Raw genomic sequence first — 26,478 nt, 5'->3', positions numbered from 1 at the left:
CGCGTTCACCCCCTTCTCTCACTATGCGACTTCCCCGAGTAGCACCGCCGATACTCCAAACGAGCGAGGAGGCGCGACACGCGACGTGGTTGGAACTCTTCTTCGACCTCGTGTTCGTCGTCGCCGTCGCCGAACTCGCACACGACCTCGCCGCAGACGTGACGGGACTTCGACTCGTGGCGTTCGTCGGCCTGTTCGTCCCCGTGTTCCTCGTGTGGATGAACTTCTCGTACTACGCCGACCTTTTCGGTGAAGAGGGCGCGGGCCGAATCGGACTGTTTCTGGCCATGTTCGGGGTGGCGGCGTTGGCGACGACGCTCCACGACGCGCTCGCGGGGCAGTTGGGTTCGTTCATCGTCGCGTATCTCGCGCTGCGAGTGGTTCTGCTCGCCCTCTACTGGCAAGCATGGCGGGCGAATCCGACCGTTCGGGAGTTCACTGGCCGGTATCTCACACTCTACGGACTGGGGGCGTTGTTCTGGGTGAGTGGCCTGTTCGTCACGGGCACCCTCCAGTTCACGCTCATCGGGATTGGTATCGTCATCGAAGTCGCCACGCCGGCGGCGACCTACTTCACCGTAACCGAACGCCCACAGCAGATTTCACACATGCCCGAGCGGTTCGGACTGTTCACCATCATCGTCTTGGGCGAAGTCGTCGTCGCGGTCATCTCGGGTATCGCGGACACCGAGTGGTCGGTTCCGGCCGTCGTGACCGCCGCCGCCGCGTTCCTGCTGGCCGTCTCGTTCTGGCGTATCTACTTCGCGCACGTCCGCGAAGAGACGATTACCGACCTCGTCCGCGGTGAGTTCGACTTCTTCGCCGGAATGGGCTACACCTACGGCCACTTCGGAGTCGCACTCGGTATCACCGCGACGGGGGCGGGCGCGTTGGTAGCTATCGTGGCCGCCGGAGAGAGCGGTAGTCTCACGCTGTTGGAGCGGTTGACCTTCGGCGGTGGCGTTGCGAGTTTTCTCCTCGGGGCGAGCGTGACCCACGGTGCAGTCGATGCCGTCGAGCGTCGCACGGTCGGAGAGTGGCTCGTCGGTGCCGCCGCGATTCTCGTCGTGACCGTCTTCCTCTCGACGCCCGCCCCGTTCGTCCTACTGGTCACGGGTGTGCTCGTCGCCCTCGCGGGCCGCGACTTGCGATGGGTGACTCGACCCACCCCGCCCGCCGATGAAGCCCCGTCGAGATAGTGGTGACTCGATAACTGGAGTGCAATCACCTCGTGAACGCCGCCAGATTGCTGGTAAATGGTTGGTTTAATCTACGAACTTGGTAGACTACCAATACTGACCTTGCTCATAAAGGGGTATAAAAAGACAACTTAAAACACTCATTAAAATATAATTTATCCGAGAAAAAGACTTTTCCACTGCCCCGAATATCCCGAGAGCATGGCAACCGAGGACGCCGAAGCATCCGACCCCAAGCCGTTGGAGGGTGAGACGGAGCACCCCGTGGACTCCGGCGTCCACGCAGACGCGTCAAACGCCCGCGTAGGCGACTATTCGTGGGCGGATTTTCTCGACGAGTTTGGCGAACGCGGCGATATCGAAGCACTGTACGGGACAGACCCGCGGACGCGCACCGACGCACCGGGTAGTTCGCGGTGGGGCAGTTCCGAAGAAGAGACTATCGAGCGTCCAACGCGCCGAGATTGGCAAGACGTCTCGCTCGACCCCGAATCGTATCTCGATTTTCACCCCGTAGACGTCGAAACGTTCGTCGGAAAGCGCGGCGCGCACGCGACGAAGATTCACGAGCAGTTCGAAGCGTTCTGCGACCCCGAGACCACGCCCGTCGTCAAAGACGAGTGGATGTGGGAGCACTACAAGCGCGAGTACTACTACGAAGACGACGGCTCGCGCCCGCGCGACAAGAACGGAGACATCGTCCGCTTCGACGCCGAAGATGCACTCGGATTCGACCCTGATAACATCGGTGCCGTGCTCGCTCACGGGACCCAACGCGCCGAGGAAGTCGAGGAACTCGTCGAAGAGCGCACGGTCAACGTCAAGACCGACTTCGACGAAGACGACTTCTTCACGAGCGCCGACGGCACGACGACGCTCGCAAACCGGTACGACCTCGAAAAGACGGTCGCACAGGAGAAGAAATCGCACTTCGAAGAGGTCGAACGCTACTGGGTGAACAAACCGTATGCGTTCGTCATTATCTTCCACTCCACGAAGGAGAACGAGACGAAGTACTACCTCGTCGAGCCGTATCTGAACCGTATCGAGGACGACCTCACGGAGTTCCTCACCGGCAAGCTACGGACGGCGATCAAGTACAACGACGACAGCATCGTCAGCGGCGCCGACAACCGCGCAGCGGTCATCGAAGCACAGACGTACGAACTCCTCGGCCGCTACGATCTCTACGACGGCCCTGCCCCCTCGTTCGGCGACGACGAATCAGACGCTGACGACGCTCCGGGTCTCCTCGACCGATTCGGTCTCGGCGGCGTGTTCGGCGACGATTCGGACGCCGATGCGTCCGACGAGGCGGTGGACGTGACGTCCCCCAACGCAGGTGCGAGCGGCGGGTTCCTCACCGGATTCGGCGAACGCCTCGGTCTCGGTGGGATGTTCGGCGGAAGTGGGCACCGGACCGGCGAGGACAAACCGCTCGGCGGCATCGAAGGAATCGCGGCCCGACCGGAATCCGCGGTCCTCGCCGACGATTCGTCGGTCCTCACCGAGTACCAAGTGCTGAAGCTTCAGTACGTCCTCCGGCGCGACTTCATCGGCTACGAGCGCATCGACGGCATCAAACACGACATCAACGTGGAGGACATCTCGTGTGACGGCTACAACTCGCCGGTGTTCGTCTACCACTCCGACTACGAGCAAATCATCTCGAACGTCTACCACGGAGAGGGCGAACTCGACGACTTCGTCGTGAAACTCGCCCAGCGCTCCGGGAAAGGTATCTCGAAGCGCCGCCCGCAAGTGGACGCCACGCTCCCCGACGGGTCGCGTGCGCAACTCACACTCGGCAAGGAAGTCTCGGACCACGGGACCAACTACACCATCCGTCAGTTCAAGGACGTTCCCTTCACCCCAATCGACCTCATCAACTGGTGTACGTTCTCGCTCGAAGAGATGGCGTTCCTGTGGCTCTGTATCGAGAACGACAAGAGTCTCATCTTCGCGGGCGGCACGGCATCCGGGAAGACTACCTCGCTCAACGCAGTGTCGCTGTTCATCCCGTCGAACACGAAAATCGTCTCTATCGAAGACACCCGCGAGGTCGAACTCCCACAGCGCAACTGGATTGCCTCTGTCACCCGGCCGTCGTTCGCTGACGACGACAAAGGCGACGTTGACGAGTTCGACCTGCTCGAAGCGGCGCTTCGTCAACGCCCCGACTACATCGTCATGGGTGAGATTCGTGGTGAGGAGGGCCGGACGCTGTTCCAGGTCATGTCCACGGGTCACACCACCTACACGACGTTCCACGCGGACTCCGTGGGCGAGGTGCTGAAGCGGTTTACCACCGCCCCCATCAACGTCTCGAAGACGATGTTCACGGCGCTCGACCTCGTGTCGATTCAGACCTCGACGCGCGTCGGCGGCAACAAGGTCAGACGGAACAAGTCGCTCACCGAAATCAACCACTACGACCCCGAGAACGACGAAATCAACGTTCAAGACGTCTACCAGTGGCAAGCCGAAACCGACGAGTTCCTCCAGATGGGTGCGTCGAACACCGTCGAGGAGATTAAGTTCGACCGCGGGTGGGACCAGGACACGCTCGAACTGGAGATTTTCAAACGAGAGGTCGTCCTCGCGTACCTCATCGTCCACGGTCTCAACACCTACACGCAGGTCGCAGCGACGTTCCAGGCGTTCATCAACGACCAGGACACCATCATCGGCCTGATGGCGAACGACGAACTCGAACGGAGCCTCGAAGACCTCCGGGAGATGGAGTCGGTCCACATCGACATCGACCCCGAGAGCGAGGCGATGGTCCCACGGCCGGAACCGCCGGAACACGTCCTCAACCTCGCCAAAGAGATTCTCAAGCGCGCGGAAGAAGAACTGTTCCCCGAGTACCGCGACAAACCCACCGGCGACGTCTCGGACGCGCTCGGTGACATGGGGTCCGAACCCGACGTGGAGGCCGAACCCGGCGCGCGCGACGAACTCACGGCACTCGAAGAGCGGACGGCCGACCCCGGCCTCGACGAGGGCGACGAGCGTGCCGGTCTCGATGCCGGCGACTCGCCGTCCGAACTCGAAGGCGAAGACGGGCCGTCGTCGATCGACGGCGACACCGCCGATGAGACGCCGGCACTCGAATCGGGAGAGGACGAAGACCTCTGGAATGCGCTCGAAGACCAAATTCCGGGAGACCGCCCCGACTTCCCGGCACCCGACGACGACGTTGACCTCGACGAGTTCTTCGAGGCGTTCGAAGACGGGTCGCGCGGCGACGCCGAGGGTGGCGACACGGACGAGTGGGGCGGCTTCCAAGCCGCCGAACCCGACGTGGACTCGGACGAGAGCGAGTTCGAGACGATAGACGAAACGAATGCGGCAGACGAAACGAATGCGGCAGACGAGACCAGTGCGGCGGACGAGGACGAGACGACAGTCGAGGACGAGTAGATGAGTAACGTCGATGCGGACAACTCTTCGGGACTCGACCGCGGTACCGACGCGCTCGGCGATGCGTTCTACCCGCTGTTCCAACTGCTGTTCGACGAAGACGGCGAGTTCGTCGATGACCTCGATACGAAACTCAAGCAGGCGCGGATGCCCGACACCGTCGAACTCTACTTGTCGCGGGCGCTCGCGGTCGGCGTCCTCGTCGGACTCTCGCTCTGGCTGTTCGGCATGCTCGTCGGCTACGGCCTGTTCGCACTCGGACTCCTCTCCGCAAATTCGCTGAGCCTCGGCATTCCCGTTTCGAGCGAAGCGACGGCGGACATGCTTCGCTCGCTCGCCAAACCGGCCGCAATCATCATCTCGGGAGTCGTCTTCGGGACGATTGGGTTCGGACTCGGATTCGGGACACTCGTTGCGATTCCCTACTCGACGGCGTCGGCACGCAAACGCGAGATTAACATGCTTCTGTCGGACGCCATCTCGTTCATGTACGCGCTGTCGGTCGGTGGGCTGAACCAACTGGAGATTTTGGAGGCGATGGCGATGGCCGAAGACACCTACGGCGAAGTCTCCCGCGAGTTCCAGAGCATCGTCCAGGAGACGGAGTACTTCGGTGTGGACTACCGAAACGCCATCCGCGAGCAAGCGATTACGACGCCCTCGGACGAACTCTCGCAGTTCCTCACGGACATGCTCTCTATCGTCAACTCCGGTGGCGACATGCAGGGCTTCCTCAACGACAAGAAGGACAAACACCTGCGGACGGCCAAACAACAGCAAGAACAGACCCTCGAAACGATGGAGCTGTTCGGCGAGATGTACATGACGCTCTCGCTGTTTCCCCTCCTGCTCATCATCATCCTCGTCATCATGAGCATGCTCGGCGAGGCACAGCAATCGCTCCTCTATGCGACCGTGTACGGCCTGATTCCGCTGACCGGCGTGGGCTTTCTCGTCCTCGTCTCGACGGTCAAACAAGACGAGTTGGGTGACGGCTATCTCCGCCCCGCCGACAGCAGTGACCGACTGGAGGGCGAACAGCGAGAGGGTCTCATCCACATGGGACTCATCGAGTCGTACGTCGGTGAGTTCAGTCTCTTCTCGCGTATCAAAGACCGCGAAGGGACGTTCAAGACGAAAGAACTGCTCCGGCAACCCCACCTGTTCTTCAAACAGCACCCACTTTTCACCCTCACGCTGACGGTTCCTGCGGCGCTCGTCCTCCTCGCCTTCGGCGTGCTCGGCGGGACCGCGCCGACGACGTGGGAGGGAATGATTGCGAACCCCGTGTGGGGGACGTTCATCTGGATGTACGTGCCCATCTACCTCATCGCCATCCCGCTCACGTTCTTCCACGAGTGGAACGTCCACTCGCGGAACGCGATTACGGGCAAACTCTCCGACAACCTCCGGAAACTCTCCAGCGCGAACGACACCGGTCAGACGCTCCTCGAATCGGTCAAGACCGTCTCCGATACCTCCTCGGGGAAACTCGCCGACGAGTTCGACATCATGTACGCGAAGGTCCACTACGGCATGAGCCTCCGAGAGGCGCTCATCGAGTTCAACAACAAGTACCACATTCCGCGTCTCGCTCGGACGGTCAAACTCATCACAAAGGCACAGGAGGCCTCCAGTCAGATTACGGAAGTCCTCTCGACTGCCGCACAGGCGTCCGAGAACCAGGACGACATCATGCGCGAGCGAATCTCCCGTACGCGGATGCAGGTGGCGATTATCCTCATGACCTACGTGACCCTCCTCGCCGTGATGGCCATCCTGAAGACGCAGTTCCTCGACGTGATGGCCGGGTTGACCTCGCAAGCCTCCGGTTCGGGCGGAGCGGCGACCGGCGGTCCGAACTTCGGCGGCGCTATCGACCCCGACTTGCTGTCGCTGCTGTTCTTCCACGGCGTGACGATTCAGGCGGTGCTGTCCGGGTTCATCAGCGGCTACATCCGAAACGCGAACCTACTTGCGGGCGTCAAGTTCGTCGTCATCCTCCAGACGCTCGCGCTGGCCGTGTGGACGGTGGTTGGATGACCAGCGTCGAGAATCGGCGTGACAGCCAATCTCGAACGGGAGCGCCCCCACAGACGCGGGACTGTCGGAGGCAGCGTAATCGAGTGTTCCCTGTTCGAACAGGAGTGTGCGTCGATGAGTGAAGACAATCGAAGGTCGGCAAATAAGTTAATGTCCGAGTCTGACGTACACGAATCTATGACACTCCCCTCGACGGATACGTTACCGAAGTCAGCTCGGGGGCAAGCGACCGTCATTGGGTACGTGTTGTTGATTTCCGTCGTCGTGTTCAGCGGCATCGGTATCGCCTACTTCGGTTCGACGGCAATCTCGGAGCTTCGTGGTGCTGCGAATACGCAGACCGCAGAGTTTGCGATGCGAGAGTCGGACGCTCGTCTGAGTCAGGTCGCATTCAGTACGAACGACGCGCACACGCTCGATTACAGTAAAATTCGGGGGGTGACCAGTGTGACCGAAGACGGCAGCATGGAGATAACGATACGGAACGATTCACACGTCTGTACTGGAGACCTCTCGTTCGGAACGATACAGACCGAGGCGAACGACGGAGACACCGTCGCGTATCAAGCCGGCGGTGTCTGGAAAATGTCGAAGAGTGGTGCGGTCATGCTTTCCCCCCCAAACATGCAGTACACGAACGGAACGTTCAGTTTCCAACTCGTGAACGTATCGGGGAAGGCGGACGGCCAAATCAACAAACTTCAGGTGACGAAGGATTCGGCACAGTCGAAGACGAAGACGCAGTCGTTCCAAGGCGTCTTCACCGACCCGCAGTGTAACCCGCCGGACAACGCGACGATAACTATCCAAAGCGATTACTACACTGCCTGGGGTCGCTTTTTCGAGACCCACTTCGACGACGGAACGGTCACAGTGAACGACTCGGAAGAGACGGCGAGCATCTTGCTCGAAACCGCCGGAAGTTCCGCGTACATCAATCAGGCCAACAACACCGTCACATCGGACGAGGCGCTCACCGCGACCGTCGAAGTTCTGGGGACCGAACTCTCGGGGACGAGTGGCGGAAACAAGATTAACGGCCCGACGACGTTCCGAATCTCAATCAACGGCAGTTCGAAGACACCGTGGTACGATAGCGATCTCGACGACCCAATCGACCCCGAAGAGGACGACTTGAACGACCCGGTGAAAGGTGAACACTTCAACTACTCGTTCGACCGGAGTACCGGTGTCAGTATCTCCGTCTACGCGACGTCGTACACCTGCAACGATTACGACGAGACGGGCGTCACAAACACGTACAGTGGGACGACGTACACCGAAGAACGGTGTGACGATGTCGGGAACGAGCGAATCGAGATCAGTTCGACCAGCAACAGCGGGAACCTCGTCATCCTCGAAGACGGTGACAAGGTACCAGACTTCTCGGCCGCGGGTCCAGAACAGCGGAATCTGACCGAGATTCTCGAAGAGAGAATCGACGACAGCGGATACGTCCAACTGGACGAGAACGAGTTCGTGTTCCTCTACGAACTGTCTAAGGAGAACGCGGACCCCGATAACGCGGACAGTAGCGACGACCCCGACTACAACGACGCCGTCGTCCTCCTCACCATCACCGAGAAAGGAAGTGTGAGTGCGCCGGAGAACTTCGCAATTCACGTCGCTGTGAACGAAGTCGTGGCAACTCCGCTCTGAAGTTTGGATGTGGGTCGCGTTTCTTCTCGACTGAATCGACCCTTGCGCAGACGACAGCGACGCACGCGACTCGGCCAGCTTACGTCCACTATCGAGAGAGATACAGAGCGGGCTACGCACCGCCATTGGTGAGACCCGGTCTGTCGAACCGAACCAACAGGTGAGTGTGCTTTGCGCAGGGGATTTCGTCTGACAGAACGCTATTTACGCGGTACTAGAGAATCTTGACTTGGACGAGCGACTCGCGGACCAGCATGTTCTCAGCAGTACAACTGTACTGGTTCGTTCCCGTCTTGTCCCACCCAGTCTCGGTCAGATACTCCTCCCACGCATCGTCGTTCTGTGACGTGACGGTGAGCGTCGCATTTTTCATCCCCGAGTCTTCGAATCCAGTGGCCGGATAGACGACGTTCGTTCCCGCGCGCCGTCCGACGATTAGGACGGTCCCCTCTCTCGAAACGGAGGTGGCGTTCGTTTCGAGCGACAGCGAGACAGTCGAGATAATGGCGTGGGACGGTGTACAGAGAAGCCCTGGCTCTCGTTTCATCGTGGACCATACCGAACTTTCTCTGAAAACTCCCCCCGACTCGTACCAGATTGCTTCATCGTTCAACTGGTAGACGAGTGAACCCGTACTGACTGATTGAGGACCAATTGTCGTCCCACCAGCCTCGATTTTGAGAGAGAGTGCACTCGTATCGTTGAATGACATCGTCCCCCCCGCGAGTTTGATTTCGCCTTCACGCTGGGGTCCCCGAGCGTTCAAGAGGTCGTTCATGTTCTCGGCCATCGCGATGAACGCTCGGTCGCCGTTATTTATCTGTTCGTCGTCCTTCAACGACGTGAGCGCGGTATTCCCAGTGATGTAGAAGACGCTTATCGAAGAGACGATGAGTGCGAACACCAGCACGAACCCGATTACCTCACTCACACCACGGTCGTCCAGTCGTCTCATCGTTCCTCGATTGTGATGTTACGCGTCGATGTGTTGTAGTTAACCGACACTGGACCGCCTCGGACGACTCTCTCTTCGACGGTGGCGTCAGTCGTATACGAGACAGTGACCGTGACCGCTGGACTCGTGGAGTTGAGGACGATACACTGATTCTGCTGGCAGGGTGGGCCACCGTTTTTCATCTCGATAGAGTAGCGTGAACCGACGACTCGCGTGGGATGTGTCGTCTTGAGCGTAATCGTCGATTTAGAACTCGTGTAGACCAGTCGGTCTACACCCGTGATTTCGTTCGCGAGACGCTCGCCAACGACGGTGAGTTGCCGCTCGACTGACGTTCGCTGCTGGTCTTCGATTGCTCCGCTCGCCCCCGCGATAAGTCCGGCAATCAAGACCGTCGTGATACCAAGGGTCAGAACGTACGTCAGGGGCGTCGTCGTCGCCGTCTCGTCGGCAGTGAGTTCGTTCCATCTCATAATCGTTCAACACTGGTGTCGGTCTCCCCGTCGTCGTCGGTGACCACGACGACCACCCTGTCGGCATCGCCGCTAAGCGAGAGGGTCTCGGTCTGGTCCGTCAGGTCACCAGACGTAATCGTCGTGGACGCCACCTCTGATTCGCCGAACAGGTGTTCGTTTATGACGCGGATTTCGACAGATTCGATGTCCGAATCACCATTCGGGTCGGAGGCAGTCCACGAGACTGTGACATCCCGCGCCGTACATCTCGGGCCGAAGAATCCCGATTCCCAGTTGTTACAGACCGTACTCGCGTCGAGCGTGTCCAACGACGGCGGTTGGTTCGACGGCGGCGGCGTGGGAGTCGGCGTCGGCGTAGCAGTTGTAGGTGTCGGCGTCGGCGTGCTGGTGCTTTCGCCACCAACTGCTCCGCCAGTCGAGTCGATGCCGCCAGCTAATCGGGACGAACTCCCTGGTTCGTACACCACGACTTCCATCCGCGACTCTTGGACGAGTTCGGGCGTTGCGTACGTCGAAGAGATGTTTGCGCGGTACACGACGTACGTCAACCGGGGCGAGTCTGACCCGCCGGATGCGTATCGACCACCATTCGGAACGGTAGTGTCGTTCATCAGCAACTGGTAGCTCCCAGTAGCGTTGTCGGCGTTCGTGTACGTAATTTCGGGCGTGCTCATCGAATCAGCGCCGGCAAACGTACAGGAGGTTCCGGGAACGCTCCCCGACCAGAGGTCGATCTTCAGTTCGTCGTCTGCCGGTTCGATTTCACACTGCCCCGTGGTGTCACCGGTCCGTTCGATAGTCACGTTGCCCGACGCCGTCCGAGAGAATCTGAGCTGTTGGTACGACCCGGCAGATTCGGTCACGTTCACTGCGAAGGCGTGTTCCGAGTTGCTGTCAGCGACTAACGAATCGTTGTCGAGGAAAATCGTGAACTGTCGGACTGCAGCGGCATCGTCCAGTGTCCAGTTGGCGTCGTTGTTTCGATTCGTGAAATCCCGCGTCGAGTCGTCCTGAACGACGAGCGCACCCGTGTCGGGTGTCCCGATAGTTTCTATCTCTATCGACGTCGGCTCTTGCTGTACCCGTGAAATTTCGATGAGGTCCCCGTAGTGGGCCAAACTATCGTTGATTGCGCTCTGGATTCCACTCGGTGTACTACTGGACTGGTTTTGATTCTCGTGGTGGATGTAAATCGGGGCGTTCGACCGAAGGCTCAGTTGACTCGTGAGACCGGAGTTGGTCGAGGCGATTGCACTGCGACTCGTCACGTTCTCCGTGTAGAGAACGGTGTTGAGGATGACGACGAATCCAATGATGCTGATGCCGATGACGATAGCCGCAACCAAAATTAGTTGGGCTCTGGATTCACGCCTCACCATACGACGATGCGCACCTCCACGATGTTGTACACCGGTCCTGGGTCGATGTCGCTCGCGTAGAACTCGTCGGGACCGAGTTGCGAGAGCGGCCGACCGTCCGCATCTTCAGGTGACCTGAGCACCATCTCGTCGTAGAGCACCACTCTGAACGTCGCAGTGACTGCGTTCGACGACGGGGTTCCGCGGTAGACGACTGTCGTCGATTCCGTCTGTTGGATGTTCGTCGCACTCCGATAGTCGAGGTAGAGATTGTACACGAACCCTCGGGAAGTGAACGTCGCGTTCAACCGTTCTCCGAAGTCTTCACACTTGGGTGTCGCGGCGTCGGGTGCTCTTCCACACGGTGGTTTCGTATTGTACCCAACCAAATTGTTGTACGCGTGGGCAAACGTTCCCGTGCTGTTGTTCCAGTAGAGTGCGAGGTGTTCGAGTTCGCCTTGGCCGTTTGCGATGACGAGGTTATCGTGGGCCTCTGCACGGATTTGGGTCTTTACGTCTTGGTCAACAGTACCCGCGGTCGTCGGCGTGAGAATCACCGCTTGCATCGAGAATAGGAGGGCCGTAAACAGAAGAATCGCAGCCATGAACCCTTCGAGCGCGTACGCTTGTCCTCGTTCGTCCATACGTTGTCTCACCATAGTCGAACCGTCAATCGGTACGGCTGGTCTTCGATAAGAACGATACGAGACGATGCTGCAATTGGGGTATCACCGTACGGCTGTCCAGCGGCGAGTCGAACTGAGTTCACCGTCGCAATCTCGTCGGTCGCAGGGTCGTGAATCGTCACGTTGATTTTCGTCGTCGCTGACAGCCCGAGATACTCTCGAAGGTTCTCACTCGAACCCAAATTTTCGAAGAGATACTCCGTATCGCTCGTGTTCAAAATGTTCGGCTGTCGTTCCTCTGAAAGCGAGTATGTCAGTCTGTCTGCACTTCGGTCGGCTCTGGCCGTGACGCTATCGTCGATGGGTGCGTTGAACGGTGCCAGGATGGATGGAATAAACGAGAGGACGATTGCAACACTTACGATGAAGATTCCGATACCCAACGCGTAATCCTGCAGTGCTTGGCCGCGTTCGTCCCCGAGGTTCTGCGGGAGAACTCTCCGGAGGACTCGATTCGTATTAAAGCTCATATTTAGCACACGGCTCGCATGTTTTGGAGGCCACCACCCATTGGCGTTCGGATGAATATCACTATTCTCGATAGTTCAAAAAGGTATCGCCGGTAATCCCGTCGAATTGAGAAGAAGAGGGTACACGGTAACCGACTATCGTCGTGCGACGTGGATTCTGGACGGGAGATGCCCTCTCAAGAGATGGAAGGTGTCGATTTTTCGAATCAGGTCACGTCCTCGAACAGTTCCGCTTCGTTCGCCGACTCGGTTGACATTTTCCCCGATTCGACGACGGTACGTTCGGGAATCGAGTGGTCAGTGGGTGGTGCAAACGTCAACACTCGCTCTAGACGTGTCAGGTCTTTCGGATTCGGTTTATCGACGAGGTGGTACTCGATGACTACGTCGCCGTCTGCTTCGTAAATACGGTAGTAGTTCAAGCGGAACGAGGGGTAAAACACCCAGGGGAGCAATCCGAAGACCACGGACCTTCGGTTGAGTCGCTTCAGCCACGTCCCCGTGTTCAAGACGACTCTATCATCGACTTCTATGAGCGACGCGCGGTGTGTGTGTCCGTAGAGAAACACCGCGACTTCGGGATGTTCGGCGAACACCTCACGCGCGCCATCGGCGTACTTGTCCGCGACTTCCTCCGGTTCGCCGGTCTCGACCAGCCCGAATCGTTTGAGTGTCTTTCGAGCGTCTCGAACGAAGAAGAACCCCGGTATCGCCAAGAGCGTGAGTAGCGCGATGATGATGATGTTGATCACGAGAACCACGTCCACGAACGCTCCGAGAGGACCGAGATACCTGAAGAGCCAATCGGCAGTCTCGGCCGGGAGCGCCCAGATACCCGTCGCCGCGAGGACGAACATGACGAGATAGAGGAGGCTGACGTTGAACAGCAGGAGGAACGGCAGTACCGCATAGCGGAGGAACGGACTCATCTCCCGATAGAAGTAGTTCGAAATCATCCAATCGGGAATCTCGGTCATCGGCGTCACCGATTGGATGTCTTTCAGCCAGTTGAACTTCCCGCGGTCCGAGAGCTGGCCGGCCTTGCTCGTGATGTGTTGGTTGACGAAGTAGCCCGGCGGATTGGCGTAGGGGTTCCCGAAATCGGGGCTTCGATTGTTCGGGTCGCGTTGTTGGCCGTGTTCGATCCAGAGGAGTCGGTCGGCGACCTCGCGCGTGAGGACGACCTCCTGTTCGAGTGTGACGTTGTACTCGGCCAGTCGCTCGATGTACTCCGGGTAACACGCGAGTTCGTAATCGTGGTTCCCGGGCATGAACGTGATTTTCACGTTCTCACCGGTCGCTTTGAGCTGTGCGAACAACTCGGGGTAGTGATCCACGAGCGCGTCGAACTTCTCCATGCCCTCCAGTTCGGTGAACTCCCACAACCCGAAGGCGTCGCCGTTGACGACGAGTTCGGCGTCCTCGTCGGTCGTTTCGAGTTTCCGGAGGAATGCGAGGAGTTCGTCCTCGAAATCGACGGTCGCTAACTGTTCGTCGCCGCCGATGTGCAGGTCGCTGATGAAGTAGAACCGGGTCGATGGTTCTGTCGAATCTGAGGCCATGTGGTTCGCATCGGTCGGGTCTTCACCAGCCACGGCGAAGACTTCCGACGCTTGCGAGTAGAGTACGTGGAGTGAGAGTATAGCCTAGCTGCCACGTTCAAGAATCCCGACGGGAGAGCGCATTCGACGTCCCGAGCGACGTCACCGCTAATCGACTTGCGACCGTATCTATCGCATGACGAGTAGTGCAGGGTCCCCCTCGGGATTACGTGAGAAAATTCGAACTGTGTTCGAAGCCGCCGAGATAAGCGAACCGTACACCGCAATCGAACTTGCCGACGAAATCGACTGTACGGTCGATGCAGTAGCGCACGAATTAGCGGCGTCGTTCGCCGATGGCGTACTCGGGACGAAACGAATCGAGGCCGGAGAGCAAGTGTGGTGGTTGCGAACGCTCCCACCGGAATCGACAACGACAGACGGTTCGGTATCGCCGAGGACTGTCACCGAGGTCGTCCGTAGCGAGCGGCAGTTTCGAGCCGTGTTCGACGAGGCGTTCGACGCGATTCTCATCGCCGACGACGACGCTCGATACGTCGATGCCAACCCCGCAGCATGCGAACTCTTCGGTCTATCCAGAGACCAACTGCTCGGCCGAACGATTTCTGACTTCGCCGCCGAGGGGTACAATTTCGAAGAGGCGTGGAACGAATTCCAAGCGTCCGCTCTCGAAACGGGGGTCTTTCCGCTCGTTCGCTCCGACGGGACGGTTCGGACTGTCGAGTTCAGTGCCACACCGAACATCCTCCCAGGCCGCCATCTCTCGGTGCTCCGAGATATCACCGAGCGCCGGAAGACGATGACCGCACTGAAAGCAGAGCAAGCCAAAAGCGAGCGATATCAGCGGACGCTCACCGCCGACTCGGTCGTCGAAATCGAGTTCGAACTCACTGATGGCAACGCCTTCGGCGAGCTTTCGCGTGAGTTAGAGTGTCGATGTGATTTCGAGGGAATGGTGTCGATATCCGAGGGGAATTTGCTCAATTACGTGACGGTCACCTGTGCGGTCCCAGAGGATATCGATGAGTTCGTGACGGAGTTCGACGACGTGAGCCACTGCCGTGTCGTCTCCGAATCCGACACCGAAACACTCCTCGAACTCGTCGTGGACCACTCGCCGATTCAGACGGTCGTCGAAACGGGTGCGAATGGGAAGTCTCTCCGAAGCGAGAACGGTGTGACGACGGTGGTTGCCGAGATTGGCGCCGACGCCGACCTCAACGAACTCATCGACTCCTTCCTCGGAGAATACCCGACGGCGTCAGTCGTCGCAAAGCGCACGCTCGACCGGCCCATCGTTACGACCTTACAGTCACGTGATTCACTTAGAGATGAGCTTACTTCCCGTCAGACCGAGACGTTGCGCGCGGCGTATCTCGCGGGGTACTTCGAGTGGCCGCGAGAAAGTAACGCTGAGGATATCGCGGGGTCCATGGATATTGCGACTTCGACGTGGCTTCGCCACCTCCGGCTTGCCGAATCGAAACTAACGCGCTGGTTCTTCGGGGGGCTAGATACCTAGCCTCAAAGTCTAAACCCCATACCGAGCAACGTCTGCCAGAATCATGTACCTGACCGAACCGAGCACCACTGTCGATACGTCTCTTCCGGGTGGGAGAGGTTCACAAGACCTACTCTTCGACGTGCTCTCCCACTCACACCGCCGCTGGATAATGCTCGAACTCGCCTACGCCGACCCCGAACACCGATTCTCGGTCGATGACTTCGTCGTCGAGGCGCCCTCTAAATCAGAAGTGGAAATCGCTCTCCGGCACGTTCACTTACCGAAACTGGCCTCCGGGGGATACATTCACTGGAATCCCGACTTAGAGGTGTTCACGTGTGGGCCGGAGTTCGAACGCGTCAGGTCCGCGATGGTGTTGCTGACAACTCACAGGCACGTCTTTCCGGGCGACTGGGTATAGCACAAACTGACGCTTTTGTACGTCTGTGAACCACTGAACTGGGAGCAACGACCTCTCGCAGTGCTCGTTGTGTCCGACTGGAAGTGGTTCAAATTCACGCGTTTGGCGAGCCAAATGCTCAGCTCGTCAATTTCTTCACTTCGTTTAGAAATGGACTCGCCGGGACTCCCGCGAGCGCAGCGAGTGGGAGTAAGGCGAGTCCACGAACGACTGGAGGGAGTGAAACGATCGAAAGGATGTGAGTGGACTCGCCGGGACTGAGCAAACCGATGGTTTGCGAAGGTCGTGAACGAAGTTCACGGGACTCCCGCAGACGACAGCGAGTGGGAGTACGGCAAGACTCCGTCTTGCCGGGATTTGAACCCCAGTCGCTTCCGTTCGCTCGCGGTGCTCGCTCACCTCCCGCTCCCTGATTCAAATCCCGTCTCGAACAGACACTATCTTACGCGCCACCGAGAGGAATCGCAGGGCTCCTGACGGAGCCACTGCTCAGAGTATGGTGTCGCGGAGAATAGTGGACTCGCCGGGACTCCCGCGAGCGCAGCGAGTGGGAGTAAGGCGAGTCCACGAACGACTGGAGGGAGTGAAACGACCGAAAGGATGTGAGTGGACTCGCCGGGATTTGAACCCGGGGCCTCTCCCATGCCAAGGGAGTGATCTACCCCTGATCTACGAGCCCGCACATCTGTAGAGCCGCCAGTCGTTTAGAAGCCCTTCGATTCTCGCTGGCGACGAGTCGAAACGATTTAACCCGCCGAACGTGGACACTCCGGTGGGAATCCAGCACGGCCGCAAATCTGACTCGCCCGTTTTGGGCTTGGGATTGCGGTAGTGCCCCGGTAGTCGTGTATGCGACTACGGGGTACTCGTTTCTGCGGTCAGTGCGGTTCCAACCCGCAACAATGGCACGAATGCACACCCGCCGCCGTGGCTCGTCCGGTTCGGACAAGCCGGTGGCAGACGAAGCCCCGGAGTGGAGCGACGTTGACGCGAGCGACATCGAAGCACGCGTCGTCGAACTTGCTGAACAGGGTAAGGACCCCAGCCAGATTGGTCTCTCCCTGCGCGACGAAGGCGTCAAGGGCGTTCCGGTCCCCAACGTCAAGCTCGCAACCGGCAAGAAAGTCTCCACCATCCTCGAAGAGAACGACGCGGCACCCGAACTCCCCGAGGACCTCCGGAACCTGATGGAACGCGCCGTTCGCCTCCGCGAACACATGGAGGAGAACCAGCAGGACAAGTCCAACCGTCGCGCACTCCAGAACACGGAGTCGAAGATTCGCCGTCTGGTCGCCTACTACCGTGGCGACAAGCTCGACGAGGACTTCACGTACAGCTACGACGTCGCAGTCGAACTCCTCGAAGGATAACCTAGATGTCGATGAGTCCCGCCGAACAGACGCCTGCTCCCGACGCCGCCGCGGCGCTCAGCGAGGCGACGTTCGTTCGTCTCCGCGTGCACGCCAGCGGTTCGGCCGTCGCAGCAGCAGGTGTTCTCGGCCGGGCACTCTCGACGCGACACGTTCCCTTCCGCATTCGAGCGACCGGTGCTCCCGAGGCCGCGACAGACGACGACCTCACGGTCACTGTCGGCACGTCGGACGAGTCGTCCGACCTCGAACTCGACCCCACCGACGCGGCGACAGTCGTCCGCGAACTGGGCGTCGAACCCGACCCGGTCTGCGCACTGGCCGGCTTCCACGCCGCCGGTGACGAACCGGACGCCGACCTCGAAGCCGCGATGGCCGAGCAGGGAGTCGAGTCCCGTCCCGGAGTTGCCGTTCCGACGGCAGACCTCGCCGACGGACTCGCCCACTCGACGCTCGTCCACGCACCGTGGTCCGGTGACCGCGAGGCGACGCAGGCGTTACTCGCCGAACTGTCGCTGCCGGCCGAACTCGACGCGGACGCACACCGCAACGTCGCTTCCGCCGTCGCACTCGATGCGACGACCGGTGACGCGACGCCACAGGCCGCGACCGCCGTCGAGCGCATTCTTCACCCGAACGTCACTCCGAACGGGCCGTTCGAGACCGTCGGTGGATTCGCCGACGTGCTCGATGCGACCGTTCGTGAGTCGCCGGGCGTCGCAATCGCGCTCGCACTCGGCCACGACGTTCGTGAGACCGCACTCGATGCGTGGCGCGACCACGCACAAGCAGTCCACGCCGCGCTCCGCGGGGCGACGACGGGACGCTACGAGAGCCTCTACGCGCTCTCGTGCGACCTCAGTTCGCCCGGCCGGCTTGCGACTGTCGCGCGTCTCGCCCGCGACTTCCGCGCACCCGAACCGACCGTTCTCGCGGTCGGAGCCGGTGCCGCCGCGCTCGTCTCGACCGGTCCCGCCGGGCTTGACGAGCAACTCGCCGCCGCCGCAACCGAACTCGGTGAGGCGACGGCGACCGGCGGCCCCGCGGAAGCCACGCTCTCGTTCGACCCCGCGGTCGAACCGAAGGATATCGTCTCGGCAGTCAGGGAGGTACGCCGATGAGTTCGACTCGTCGCGCACACCTGCGGACGACGCACGACGACCCCGAGGTCGTCCGTGCGGCAGTCGAACCCGACAACACCGACTCGATGCACACCACAGTCGAAGGGAACACGCTCGTTGCGACAATTGAACGCGATTCGACCGGTGGACTCCAGTCCACGGTCGATGATTACGTCGTCAACGTCACGGTCGCACAGACCGTCATCGACGACACCCGAACGCACACAGACACAAATCATGAGTGAACGATCCGTCTCGAAGCAGAAGCGCGGAAAGCGATGGTACACCCTCATCGCTCCCGAGAACTTTGACCGTCAGGAACTCGGCGAAACATTCGCCAACGAGCCTGAGAAGGTCTACGGCCGAACCGTCGAAACGACCCTTGGCGAACTCAACAACGACCAGGGCGCGAACAACGTCAAGCTCACCTTCAAGGTGAACGACGTCGGCAGCGACGCTGCCTACACCGAGTTCGTCCAGCAAGAACTCACCCGAGACTACCTCCGTAGTCTCGTTCGTCGCGGTGCCTCGAAAATCGAGGCCAACGTCACGGTGCTGACGAAGGACGACTACCGCGTCCAGCTCCAGCCCGTCGCCTTCACGACGAAGAAGGCAGACCGTAGCCAAGAACAGGAGATTCGTCGCATCATGACGAAGCTCACCCGCGAAGCCGCGGTCAACCACACCTTCAACGAGGTCATCGAGAGCGTCGTCGAAGGTCGTCTCTCCTCGGCGATCTACGCCGACGCGAAGACGATTTACCCGCTTCGCCGCGTCGAGGTCCAGAAGTTCAGCCTCGAAGCGCACCCCTCGGAAGTCGAAGCCGAAGAAGAGGCCGCCGTCGATATCGACGAAGAAGACGTCGCACTCGAAGACGACGAAGAGTAAGTCGTCTCCGCGACGCAGATTCTCACGTTTTTACGACGCTTACCGCTGAGCGCCTGCCGTATCGAGCGTGTAGAAGCGACTATTCGACGACGACGGTGCCGACCATCCCGGCCTGTTCGTGCGGGATACAGAAGTACTGGTACTCGCCGGGCGTCTCGAAGGTGTAGGAGTAAGACTCGCCGCTGTTGATGAGACCGCCGATTTCGTTCGAGTAGGCGTCGCGGGCGGTCTGCTCGTCTTCGTAGCCGCCGGTGGCGAAGAATTCCGCGCCATCCGGGAGCGTGTTCTCGTAGGCGGTGATGGTGTGGCCGCGCGAACTCGTGTTCTGCCAGACGACTTCGTCGCCGACTTCGACGGTGATAGTCGGCGGCGTGAACGCGACGGCGGTCATTCCCACGTCGTACTCGTCGTCGGGGGAGAGAACCGTCGCACACCCTGCGAGGCCGGCCGTCGCGGCGGCACCTGCGGTGGCGAGGAATCGACGACGCGTCTGTTGCCCGAATCCGGGCCGCTCGTCTCGCATACGATGGGTTCAGAACGCGAGGAATAAATCTCGCGTGGTTCACGTGCCGAAGCGCGACCAAACGCCGAAGCGCGGCCAAACGTAAAAGGCAAAGGGGCGGTCCGCAATCCACACGGTATGAAGCCCCGATTCGTCGGCCGATTGGGGGTCGCCGACGTCGTGACCGCCGGGAACGCAGCCCTCGGCTTCGTCGCCGCCGTCCTGACGGCAATCGACGTGCGACTGGCCGCCAAAGTCATCCTCCTCGGTGCGATGGCCGACGGACTCGACGGCGTACTCGCCCGACGCTACGGCGGTAGTGACGCCGGGCCGTATCTCGATTCACTCGCCGACGTCGCCTCGTTCGGCGTCGCGCCCGCACTGCTCGTCGCCGCCGTCGTCCGCGAGGCGTGGGGGTTCGACCAACTGCGCGTCGTCGCGGGCGTCGCCGTCGCCGCCTTCTTCGTCGCCATGGCCGTCGTCAGACTCGCGCTCTATACCGCCTACGACAGCGACAGCGACAAGACGGTTGGCGTGCCGACGACGCTCGCCGCGACGATTCTCTCTGCGGGCGTCCTCGTCGGCTTCGTCGAACCGATGCTACTCGTCGTCCTTACCGGAATTCTCGCGCTGCTCATGATTTCTGACGTTGTCTACCCCGACTTGCACGCACAAGACGCGCTCGTGATGGGCGTCGTGCAGGGACTCGCAATTCTGCTCTCGGGCAGACTCGGAATGGGGTTCGCGTTCGGACTGCTGTTTCTCGCGCTCGGCTATCTGTTCTTGGGGCCGCGGTTTTACTGGGGAAGTTAGAGTTACATCCCCATGTCTTCGGCGTCGTCCGGAATCGGCAGGTCGTGCGGCGAGACGCCGAGCAGTTCCGCCGCGTGGTCGAGCGCCATGTCGAACCCGTAGTAGCGTTCCAGTTCGTCGCCATCGACGGTCGGTCGGACTTTCAGCATCGCGTAGCCCGAGATGTTCTGGGCGACCGCCGCTGTCTTGCCATTGGCTTCGAATTCGAGGACGCGTTCGTCGTCGGTGACGTAGTAGCGGGCAGTGATGTCGTTTGCTTCTGCCACAGATTCGCTCATGAGGGTGGCTTGGGAGTACGGCCTGTCTAAACTACCGGTTCTGTCGGGGGAGACTGAATTTCGGACCCCGGATACGAGGTGACCGATGCCGCGAATTAGTTCCGATACACGACTGCTTCGAAGGGACGGAGCGGTCGTTCGCCGGGTGTTGACGGCGTCTCGTCGTAGTTCGAGAGACGAACGCGGAGGTCGGATACATCGAGGTCTCCGTCGGTGTGACCGAAATCGACCGTCGCGGGTTCGTCCGACCAGTTGAGTACAACCAGTATCTGGGACTCGTCAAGCGTCCGGGTGTACGCGTACACCTGCTCGTGGTCGGGAAGTAGCAGTTCGTACTCGCCGTAGACGAGAGCGACTTCGTCGTGTCGAAGGTCGATGAGTCGCCGGTAGTGGTGCCAAATCGACTGCTCGTCGCTCCGGGCCGCCTCGACGTTGATATCGCGGTAGTTCTCGTTCACGGCGAACCACGGTTCGCCGTCGGTAAAGCCCGCGTGTTCGTCGTTCGACCACTGCATCGGCGTCCGGGCGTGGTCACGACTCTGGAAGTTCCAGAAGTCGCGCAGTTCCTCGGGTGAATCAGCCTTCCCTGCGGCGACGTAGTCCTCGACGGCACCGATCATCATCGGGTCGTCGAGTTCGTCGAACGTCTCGAATGTAGCGTTCGTCATGCCAATCTCCTCACCTTGGTAGATAAAGGGCGTTCCGTGCGTGGTCAAGAGGAACGTCGCAAGGAGCTTCGCGCTCTCGATTCGATACCTTTCGTCGTCAACAGACGACGTCTGTTGGGCTGCCGAGCTTCGCTCGGCAACGTCGCCGAACCGAGAGACGATTCGCGGTTGGTCATGATTGCCGAGGTACTGTGCGTTCCAGCCCGCTTCGAGTTGGGTCTGCCACCGACTCATGATTCGCTTGAACTCCGGAAGGCTCCAGTCGCCCCATCCCTCGGGGTCCCACCGTCCACGGGGGCCGACATCCACGTCCATGTGTTCGAAGTGGAAGAGCATGTCCAGTCCGACGCCGTCTCCACCCATGTACTCCGAGGCGATATCGACCGTCGTCTCTCCCATCTCGCCGACGGTCACGACGTCGTAGTCCGCGAACGTCCGGTCGTAGAGTTCACGGAGGTAGTCGTGGGCGCGTGGACCGTGGCTGAACAGTTCGACCCCGGTTGGGTGCGTGTCGCCGCTCCCGTCCGGGAGACCCTCCGGTTTCGAGATGACGTTGATGGCATCGAGTCGAAAGCCGTCGATTCCCTTTTCCAGCCACCACTCGACGAGCGACGCAATCTCGTCACGCACCTCGGGGTTACGCCAATTCAGGTCCGGCTGTTTCTCGTCGTAGAGATGAAGGTACCACTGGCCGCGCAGCTCGTCGTACGTCCACGCCGACCCGCCCATGAACGACCCCCAGTTGTTCGGCGGCGTGGGGTCTCCGTGTTCGTCCTCGCCCCCGTCACGCCAGTAGTAGTAGTCCTCGTACGCGCCGTCCCTGCGACGAGACCGCTGGAACCACTCGTGTTCGTCGGACGTGTGGTTGACGACGAGGTCCATGAGCAGTCGCATATCGTGGGCGTGTAGCGCCTCCAGAAGGGCGTCCCAATCGTCCATCGTCCCGAACTCGGCTGCAATCGAGCGATAGTCGCTGATGTCGTAACCGTTGTCGGCTTGGGGCGACGCGTACACTGGACAGAGCCAGACGACGTCGATTCCGAGCGCGTCCAGATACTCGACTCTCTCTGTGATACCCGGGATGTCACCGATGCCGTCTCCGTCGCTGTCGTTGAAGCTTCGCGGATAAATCTGATAGGCGACGGCCTCTTTCCACCATCGCTCGTCAGGTGCCTCGGGCGAACCAGTGCTGTGGGGTGCCATTCGAACTGTTATCGAAGATAGTTCGAGTCCGAATTAATCTTCCTCACCGACAGTCGGTCACACGTGAGTTCGATACCGGCAACAGAACGAAACTGACGAATAGCCCACCTCCGACCTACGCGTATGTGGTTTCAGAGCGGCCGCCGCCGCGACCTGTGTGCGATTCTCTACGACGCGGGCGAACTCCGGAGTCAGAAGTTGAAGACGCGACTGGAGCGCTACTACGACACCCGCCTCGACCCGCAATCGTTCTACATGACGCTCGAAGCGCTCGTGGACGCGGGCCACCTCGAACGGCGAACGGAAGGAATCTACGACGTGTACGCACTCAGCGACGGCGGCGCGAGCCGAGTCGAATCGTACTACGCGTGGCTCTCAGAGCGTGTGGAAAACAGCGAACGAAAGACGACCAAAGCCGAAGAAGAGACCGCGAACTGAGACCGATTACTTCTGCAGCCAGTCGCCGATGGTGTTGCGGAGAATCTCGCTCGTCCCCTCGTAAATTTCGTTGAGTTTGGCGTCGCGGTAGTAGCGCTCTGCGGCGAAGTCCTTGGTGTAGCCGTAGCCGCCGTGAATCTGGATGCCCTCGTTGGCGACTTCGCGGGAGATTTCGCTGGCGTAGAGTTTGGCCTGTGCGGCCTCTTTGATGAACGTCTCGTCGCGCATCTTCAGGTCCGCGGCCTTGTGCATGAGGAGTTTCGCGGCCTGCACCTTCGTGTCCATGTCGGCGAGTTTGTGCTTGATAGCCTGGAACTCGCCGATTGGCTGGTCGAACTGTTCGCGCTCGCCGGCGTACGTGACTGCGTCGTCGAGGGCGGCGCGGGCGATACCGATGGAACGCGCGGCGATGGTGATTCGGCCGCCGTTGAGCGTCTTCAGGGCGTGGATGAACCCGTCGCCCTCGTCGCCGAGCAGGCGGTCGGCGGGGATGCGCATGTCGTCGAAGCGGAGTTCGGCGGTCGGACAGCCCTTGTCGCCGAGTTTGTGCTCCGTGCCTTCGACGATGAAGCCGTCGTCTTCCTCGGGGCGGACGACGAACGACGAGATGCCTTTGTTGCCCGCGTCGGGGTCGGTCTTCGCAAAGAGGACGACCGTATCAGCGACCGAGCCGTTCGAAATCCAGAGCTTGCCGCCGTTGACGACGTACTCGTCGCCGTCTTTCTTCGCCGTCGTCTCCATCGCGGGAACGTCGCTCCCTGCACCGGGTTCCGAAAGGGCGAACGCGCCGATGTCGGTGCCTTCGTTGACGGGCGTCAGGTAGGTCTGCTTCTGCTCTTCGTTCCCGAACTCGTAGAGCATGTTGCCCGCGAGACTCGTGTGGGCGGCGACGATGGTGCCGAGTCCACCGGAGCCGCGCGAAATCTCTTCGAGACCGATGGCGTAGGAGTGGTAATCCAATCCAGCACCGCCGTACTCCTCGGGGAACGGCATGCCCATCAGTCCGAGTTTGCCCATCTCTTCGACGAGGTCGGCGGGGAACTCGTCGGTCTCGTCGATTTCCGCCGCACGGGGTTTCACCTCCTCGTCAACGAAGTCGGCCACCATATCCCGGATTTGCTTTTGCTCGGCAGTAAGGGAGAAATCCATGCGTGATTCTTTCATTGACTATGCTTATGGTTTTCCCTCGCAGGGCGGTGGAATTCCCCACGAAACTTTTTATCCCTCCCTCCTTAGAATCGGATACTTCGAATGTCTCAACACGCCGATGCCAGGCCACCGGCAACTGACGACGACCTCACGTGGTGTCACGATGCTGTCCAAGGCGTCTCACGGACCTTTGCTTTGACCGTGAACGTCCTCGATGAGCCGATGTCTTCGTACATCTGTATTGGATATCTCCTCTGCCGTATCCCCGACACTATCGAAGATTCGTCGTCGATTGCCCCCGACGAGCAGGCACACCTCTTACGACTCTACGACCGCGCGCTCGACCCCGAAGACGACACCGACATCGACGAGTTCGTCACCGCGGTCGAACCACACATCCCGGCCGAAGCAGAGCGGTCGGCCGACTGGGACGTCGTCGCCAACGCGCCCCGAATCTTCCGGACGTTCGAGGCGCTTCCCGAGGACGTTCACGAGGCGGTCACACCGCCGGTTCGAGAACTCGTCACCGGCATGGCGATGTTCGTCGAACGCTACGCCCACATCGGCGGCCTTCGAATCCAGTCGCGCGACGAACTCGAAGAGTACTGCTACTACGTGGCCGGCACCGTCGGCAACCTCATCACGAACCTCGTGACGCGCGGGAACATCGACAGCGAGCGTCGTTCGCGTCTCTACGACACCGCCGAGGAGTTCGGCCAACTCCTCCAACTGGTCAACATCGCCAAGGACGTGTACGACGACTACACCACGGAGAACAACGTCTATCTCCCCGCCGAGTGGCTGGACGACGCGGGCGTCCCGCAGGAAGAGGTCGTCGCGGCCGAGCACGAAGCGAGAACCGCTTCGGTCGTCAAGCGGACCGCTGACCACGCGCGCTCGCTCCTCGACGACGCACAGACCTACTTGGAGACGGTTCCGCTCCGCGACGGCAACACGCTCGAAGCGTGGGGGATTCCGTTCCTCCTCGCGGTCGGGACGCTCCGCGAACTCCTCGCAAACCCCGAAGCGGCGGTCACGGGGAAGGGCGTCAAAGTCTCCCGGCAAGAGGTGTTCGCCGTGATGGCGGCGATGAACGAGAACAACCACGCGGCGCTCGGCGAACTGCGCGAGACCATCTCGCAGCAACCGTTCCACCGCGCACCGATGAACGTCGAATAGGGGGCGCTCTATTTCGACCGACTCGCCGCCGTCAGCGACGCCTTCTGCAACGGCGAACCGTCGTCTCCATCGGCCAATCAGTACGCACGACGGCGGCGTCGCGCAGTTTGATTCGTGAACCACTCACGGACGCGCTTGGGAGGATTTTTAGTAACCGAACCACAACGGTCGGCTATGACTTCGGAAGAAGGACACGACGACCACGGACACCACCTGCCCGCGGTAGAGGATTGGCCGCGGGGTTTCGGTGAGGCGAGTTGGTGGCCGTTCGTCACTGCAGCTGGCGGTGCGGGAATCTACGTCGCCGCTGCCCTGTACGTCATGGGAATTGGACAGACGACCGCGGTCGGTGTCGCCGCCGGCAGTATTGGGGTCTTCCTCGTCGGGCTATTCGGGTGGCTCTATCACGCGTTCGTCAAGGGCTTCTGGAGCCGCGACCGGAGCGAGCACGACGAGAACAAACTCCGCTGGGGGATGATTGCGTTCCTCGGGTCCGAACTCGGGACGTTCGGTGCGCTGTTCGGCTACTACTTCTTCATCCGCGCGGGGACGTGGCCGCCGCAGGAGCTTCCGCACCTCGTCGGGTCGTTGGTGCTGGTCAACACCGGTCTGCTCATCCTGTCGAGTTTCACGCTCCACTGGGCGGAAGGCGCGCTCCAGAAGGGTAACCGCCAGAACTTCCTGCTCGGTCTCGCCGTGACGCTCCTCCTCGGTGCGATTTTCATCGGCGGGCAGGTCTACGAGTACTACATCTTCATCATCGAGGAAGGCTTCACCCTCACCTCCGGCATCTTCGGGTCGGCCTTCTTCGGTCTCACCGGCCTGCACGGACTTCACGTCACGCTCGGTGCGGTGCTCCTCGGAATCGTGTTCGTTCGCGCACTCCGCGGGCAGTACTCCGGCGAGCGCCACGTCTCGGTGAGCACGGCATCGATGTACTGGCACTTCGTGGACGTGGTGTGGATCTTCCTCGTCGTCGTCCTCTACGTCGGCGCAGAAGTCGGCGCGTAATCGTCTCGCGTCACCGACACGACTTCGACCGATTCTTTTTAGGCGACCCGTCGAAGACACAGCATCGCTACACGGCGAGAGTTCGAGCGACCACCTGCC

At 60.4% G+C, this 26,478-nt stretch carries 24 protein-coding genes and 1 tRNA gene; 14 read left to right on the top strand and 11 right to left on the bottom strand.

Annotation, left to right across the window (positions count from 1 at the left end):
- Nucleotides 1-23 precede the first annotated feature (23 nt).
- From ACFQJC_RS10320 to ACFQJC_RS10305, 4 genes are all read left to right on the top strand, one after another.
- Nucleotides 24-1,199: a low temperature requirement protein A gene (locus ACFQJC_RS10320; protein WP_390223249.1), complete on the top strand. Its 1,176-nt coding sequence runs from the start codon at nt 24-26 to the stop codon at nt 1,197-1,199.
- 201 nt (nt 1,200-1,400) lie between these two features.
- Complete coding sequence (locus ACFQJC_RS10315; protein WP_390223248.1) at nt 1,401-4,625, top strand: ATPase, T2SS/T4P/T4SS family; 3,225 nt, start codon at nt 1,401-1,403, stop codon at nt 4,623-4,625.
- Entirely contained in the window at nt 4,626-6,668 is a 2,043-nt protein-coding gene (locus ACFQJC_RS10310) for a type II secretion system F family protein (RefSeq protein ID WP_390223247.1), read from the top strand.
- A 177-nt stretch (nt 6,669-6,845) separates the two neighbouring features.
- A complete protein-coding gene (locus tag ACFQJC_RS10305; RefSeq protein WP_390223246.1) occupies nt 6,846-8,327 on the top strand; it encodes a DUF7289 family protein in 1,482 nt (493 codons plus the stop codon).
- Between the two features lie 214 nt (nt 8,328-8,541).
- Here the strand turns inward: ACFQJC_RS10305 and ACFQJC_RS10300 are convergent, their stop codons facing one another.
- The 6 genes from ACFQJC_RS10300 to ACFQJC_RS10275 form a co-directional block, all read right to left on the bottom strand.
- Nucleotides 8,542-9,282 carry a DUF7289 family protein gene (locus tag ACFQJC_RS10300; RefSeq protein ID WP_390223245.1) on the bottom strand — a complete coding sequence of 247 codons (741 nt, stop codon included), beginning with the start codon at nt 9,280-9,282 and terminating at the stop codon, nt 8,542-8,544.
- A complete protein-coding gene (locus tag ACFQJC_RS10295; protein ID WP_390223244.1) occupies nt 9,279-9,755 on the bottom strand; it encodes a DUF7266 family protein in 477 nt (158 codons plus the stop codon). Before ACFQJC_RS10295 ends, ACFQJC_RS10300 begins: the two co-directional genes overlap by 4 nt.
- Nucleotides 9,752-11,137, bottom strand: a complete 1,386-nt coding sequence (locus ACFQJC_RS10290; protein WP_390223243.1) for a DUF7261 family protein — start codon at nt 11,135-11,137, stop codon at nt 9,752-9,754. The genes ACFQJC_RS10295 and ACFQJC_RS10290 overlap by 4 nt, the downstream gene beginning before the upstream one ends.
- Entirely contained in the window at nt 11,131-11,760 is a 630-nt protein-coding gene (locus ACFQJC_RS10285; protein ID WP_390223242.1) for a DUF7288 family protein, read from the bottom strand. The genes ACFQJC_RS10290 and ACFQJC_RS10285 overlap by 7 nt, the downstream gene beginning before the upstream one ends.
- Nucleotides 11,761-11,768: 8 nt before the next feature.
- Nucleotides 11,769-12,272: a DUF7287 family protein gene (locus tag ACFQJC_RS10280; protein ID WP_390223241.1), complete on the bottom strand. Its 504-nt coding sequence runs from the start codon at nt 12,270-12,272 to the stop codon at nt 11,769-11,771.
- Between the two features lie 206 nt (nt 12,273-12,478).
- Nucleotides 12,479-13,834 carry a metallophosphoesterase gene (locus tag ACFQJC_RS10275; RefSeq protein ID WP_390225583.1) on the bottom strand — a complete coding sequence of 452 codons (1,356 nt, stop codon included), beginning with the start codon at nt 13,832-13,834 and terminating at the stop codon, nt 12,479-12,481.
- Between the two features lie 175 nt (nt 13,835-14,009).
- On the opposite strand from ACFQJC_RS10275, the gene ACFQJC_RS10270 reads away from it, so the two are divergent.
- Both ACFQJC_RS10270 and ACFQJC_RS10265 read left to right on the top strand, forming a co-directional pair.
- The gene (locus tag ACFQJC_RS10270) at nt 14,010-15,356 is read left to right on the top strand and encodes a bacterio-opsin activator domain-containing protein (protein WP_390223240.1); all 1,347 of its coding nucleotides are present in this window, start codon (nt 14,010-14,012) and stop codon (nt 15,354-15,356) included.
- A 151-nt stretch (nt 15,357-15,507) separates the two neighbouring features.
- Nucleotides 15,508-15,759 carry a hypothetical protein gene (locus ACFQJC_RS10265; RefSeq protein ID WP_390223239.1) on the top strand — a complete coding sequence of 84 codons (252 nt, stop codon included), beginning with the start codon at nt 15,508-15,510 and terminating at the stop codon, nt 15,757-15,759.
- A 607-nt stretch (nt 15,760-16,366) separates the two neighbouring features.
- Here ACFQJC_RS10265 and ACFQJC_RS10260 read toward each other — a convergent pair.
- Nucleotides 16,367-16,438, bottom strand: a tRNA-Ala gene (locus ACFQJC_RS10260).
- Between the two features lie 223 nt (nt 16,439-16,661).
- On the opposite strand from ACFQJC_RS10260, the gene ACFQJC_RS10255 reads away from it, so the two are divergent.
- Genes ACFQJC_RS10255 through ACFQJC_RS10240 form a run of 4 tightly spaced genes read left to right on the top strand, consistent with a single transcriptional unit; the run spans nt 16,662 to nt 19,138 of the window.
- Nucleotides 16,662-17,129 carry a 30S ribosomal protein S15 gene (locus tag ACFQJC_RS10255; protein ID WP_390223238.1) on the top strand — a complete coding sequence of 156 codons (468 nt, stop codon included), beginning with the start codon at nt 16,662-16,664 and terminating at the stop codon, nt 17,127-17,129.
- A 5-nt stretch (nt 17,130-17,134) separates the two neighbouring features.
- Nucleotides 17,135-18,250: an exonuclease gene (locus tag ACFQJC_RS10250; RefSeq protein ID WP_390223237.1), complete on the top strand. Its 1,116-nt coding sequence runs from the start codon at nt 17,135-17,137 to the stop codon at nt 18,248-18,250.
- Complete coding sequence (locus ACFQJC_RS10245) at nt 18,247-18,495, top strand: KEOPS complex subunit Pcc1 (protein ID WP_390223236.1); 249 nt, start codon at nt 18,247-18,249, stop codon at nt 18,493-18,495. Before ACFQJC_RS10250 ends, ACFQJC_RS10245 begins: the two co-directional genes overlap by 4 nt.
- Nucleotides 18,488-19,138 carry a 30S ribosomal protein S3ae gene (locus ACFQJC_RS10240; RefSeq protein ID WP_390223235.1) on the top strand — a complete coding sequence of 217 codons (651 nt, stop codon included), beginning with the start codon at nt 18,488-18,490 and terminating at the stop codon, nt 19,136-19,138. The genes ACFQJC_RS10245 and ACFQJC_RS10240 overlap by 8 nt, the downstream gene beginning before the upstream one ends.
- Nucleotides 19,139-19,217: 79 nt before the next feature.
- Here ACFQJC_RS10240 and ACFQJC_RS10235 read toward each other — a convergent pair whose 3' ends face one another.
- Entirely contained in the window at nt 19,218-19,661 is a 444-nt protein-coding gene (locus ACFQJC_RS10235; RefSeq protein ID WP_390223234.1) for a cupredoxin domain-containing protein, read from the bottom strand.
- Between the two features lie 117 nt (nt 19,662-19,778).
- Here ACFQJC_RS10235 and ACFQJC_RS10230 point away from each other — a divergent pair, with 117 nt between their 5' ends.
- Nucleotides 19,779-20,453, top strand: a complete 675-nt coding sequence (locus ACFQJC_RS10230; RefSeq protein ID WP_390223233.1) for a protein sorting system archaetidylserine synthase — start codon at nt 19,779-19,781, stop codon at nt 20,451-20,453.
- A gap of 2 nt (nt 20,454-20,455) precedes the next feature.
- Here ACFQJC_RS10230 and ACFQJC_RS10225 read toward each other — a convergent pair whose 3' ends face one another.
- Together ACFQJC_RS10225 and ACFQJC_RS10220 are read right to left on the bottom strand one after the other, a co-directional pair.
- Nucleotides 20,456-20,731 (bottom strand): DUF7111 family protein, encoded by a 276-nt coding sequence (locus ACFQJC_RS10225; RefSeq protein ID WP_390223231.1) that lies wholly within the window; start codon nt 20,729-20,731, stop codon nt 20,456-20,458.
- A 95-nt stretch (nt 20,732-20,826) separates the two neighbouring features.
- Nucleotides 20,827-22,602, bottom strand: coding sequence for a glycoside hydrolase family 13 protein (locus tag ACFQJC_RS10220; RefSeq protein WP_390223230.1), 1,776 nt, complete (start codon nt 22,600-22,602; stop codon nt 20,827-20,829).
- Between the two features lie 123 nt (nt 22,603-22,725).
- On the opposite strand from ACFQJC_RS10220, the gene ACFQJC_RS10215 reads away from it, so the two are divergent.
- Entirely contained in the window at nt 22,726-23,040 is a 315-nt protein-coding gene (locus ACFQJC_RS10215; protein WP_390223229.1) for a DNA-binding protein, read from the top strand.
- A 6-nt stretch (nt 23,041-23,046) separates the two neighbouring features.
- Here the strand turns inward: ACFQJC_RS10215 and ACFQJC_RS10210 are convergent, their stop codons facing one another.
- Nucleotides 23,047-24,189, bottom strand: coding sequence for an acyl-CoA dehydrogenase (locus ACFQJC_RS10210; protein WP_390223228.1), 1,143 nt, complete (start codon nt 24,187-24,189; stop codon nt 23,047-23,049).
- 102 nt (nt 24,190-24,291) lie between these two features.
- Here ACFQJC_RS10210 and ACFQJC_RS10205 point away from each other — a divergent pair, with 102 nt between their 5' ends.
- The gene (locus ACFQJC_RS10205) at nt 24,292-25,368 is read left to right on the top strand and encodes a phytoene/squalene synthase family protein (RefSeq protein ID WP_390223227.1); all 1,077 of its coding nucleotides are present in this window, start codon (nt 24,292-24,294) and stop codon (nt 25,366-25,368) included.
- Between the two features lie 174 nt (nt 25,369-25,542).
- Nucleotides 25,543-26,379, top strand: a complete 837-nt coding sequence (locus tag ACFQJC_RS10200; RefSeq protein WP_390223226.1) for a cytochrome c oxidase subunit 3 — start codon at nt 25,543-25,545, stop codon at nt 26,377-26,379.
- Nucleotides 26,380-26,478: the final 99 nt, after the last annotated feature.

The sequence above is a fragment of the Haloferax namakaokahaiae genome, assembly GCF_042663225.1.
Classification (GTDB): Archaea; Halobacteriota; Halobacteria; order Halobacteriales; family Haloferacaceae; genus Haloferax; species Haloferax namakaokahaiae.
Note: the sequence above shows the minus strand (reverse complement) of the source record. Positions and strands in the feature narration are given on the sequence as shown.